3 protein-coding genes are annotated in these 1,409 nt (G+C 59.9%); all 3 read right to left on the bottom strand.

Translation table 11 applies throughout. The annotated features are described in order from the left end of the window. Nucleotides 1-196 precede the first annotated feature (196 nt). On the bottom strand, nucleotides 197-658 hold the full coding sequence (locus ABT116_RS46305) for an SRPBCC family protein (RefSeq protein WP_351647227.1): 462 nt from the start codon (nucleotides 656-658) through the stop codon (nucleotides 197-199). Next, the gene (locus ABT116_RS46310) at nucleotides 651-1,010 is read right to left on the bottom strand and encodes an ArsR/SmtB family transcription factor (RefSeq protein ID WP_095968461.1); all 360 of its coding nucleotides are present in this window, start codon (nucleotides 1,008-1,010) and stop codon (nucleotides 651-653) included. The genes ABT116_RS46305 and ABT116_RS46310 overlap by 8 nt, the downstream gene beginning before the upstream one ends. Nucleotides 1,011-1,075: 65 nt before the next feature. Continuing rightward, a partial coding sequence (locus tag ABT116_RS46315; protein ID WP_351647230.1) for a hypothetical protein occupies nucleotides 1,076-1,409 on the bottom strand: 334 nt, incomplete at its 5' end.

Genomic DNA, 1,409 nt, shown 5'->3' on the forward strand with positions numbered 1-1,409 from the left:
GGCCGAAATCACCTGATAGGTATAGAAGTCCGACACCCAAACCCGGTTTTCGTGCCAGCGTGGGCATTCGAAGTAGGTATAACCCTCGAGAACTACCGCAACCTCTGGTGCCATCAGGCTCTCCCACGTCGGTGATTAAATGGTGTATTCACTCCATTCAATCATCGGTGCCCCGGTGGCGGTGTCCGATTCCCGACTACTCGCCGCGGTACACCTGGTCCAGCACGTCGAACGCGGATTCCCACCCGTCGTAGACGTTGCCGTCGCCCTTGAAACCCGGGACCCCGACCAGATGGAATGTCATCTCGGTCTTGTCGCCCCGATCTGCGAGCGTGACCGTGATTCGCGGCGCAGTATCCACCGAATCTCCTGGATTCCCCCAGGTGAAGACCAGCCTCTTCGGCTCGTCGACCTCGAGATAGGTTCCGCCGGTGGGGTACTCGGCTCCGTTCTCGTCGTTGATCATCAGGTAGCGGTACGTTCCGCCAACTCTGGGATCGATCGTGACGTGCTCCCGCGGGCTGCTGACACCCTCAGGGTGCCACCAACGCGCCGCCTCGTCGGGATCGGTCCACGCTTGCCAGACAAGGTCGCGCGGCGCGTCGAAGACCCGGGTGATGGTGAATTCTGCAGTGGCATCGGCATTCTGGTCACTCATTGTCCTTCTCCTTCTTCGGTCGACGTTGTTTCAGCTCACGTAGACGCTCGTCGAGAAGATCGAAGCGTTCGTTCCAACCGCGCCGGTGTTCGTCGACCCAGGCGCTCGCGTCGTCGAGACCCTCTGCGCGAAGGGTGCATGTGCGCCATTGCGCGGTGGCGGTTCGTTCGATGAGACCGGCTCGCTCGAGCACCTTGAGATGCTGCGAGATGGCGGGTCTACTCATTTCGAACGGCTCGGCCAGCTCACCGACGGTCATCGAACCATCCGTCAGGCGAGAGAGCATTTCACGCCTCGTCGGGTCTGCCAGTGCGCTGAACACTGCATCGAGCCGGCCACTTCGCCCATCCATGTAAGCAACTCCTTAATTAAGGAATAACTTAAACATAGAACTCGGGATCGTGGCCGTCAACCCTTTCAACTCCAGGTGTACCGAAGTCGCTCGACGATTGTCGCCTCGTCCATCTGGGAGAACGTCTCCCGCTCGGCTCCCTTCACTGACACCAATGCTTCGACGATCGGTTCCCCGAAGATTTTCTTCGCCGCCGAGGAACAGCTGAAATTCTGCACGAGCGCGCCGACGTCGGTGGGGACTCGGGTCACCCCGCGCTCATCACGTTCCGCCTCCGTGAGAGTCGACGGGTTCACCACCATTTCCGGAGGCAATTGCGCGGAATTGTCGATACCGATATGCGAAAGACCCAGTATCGCAGCGGTGGCCAGGTACGGATTGGCCGACGGATCGACGATT

The sequence above is a fragment of the Streptomyces sp. NPDC002130 genome, assembly GCF_040296465.1.
In the GTDB taxonomy this organism is placed as follows: Bacteria; Actinomycetota; Actinomycetes; order Streptomycetales; family Streptomycetaceae; genus Streptomyces.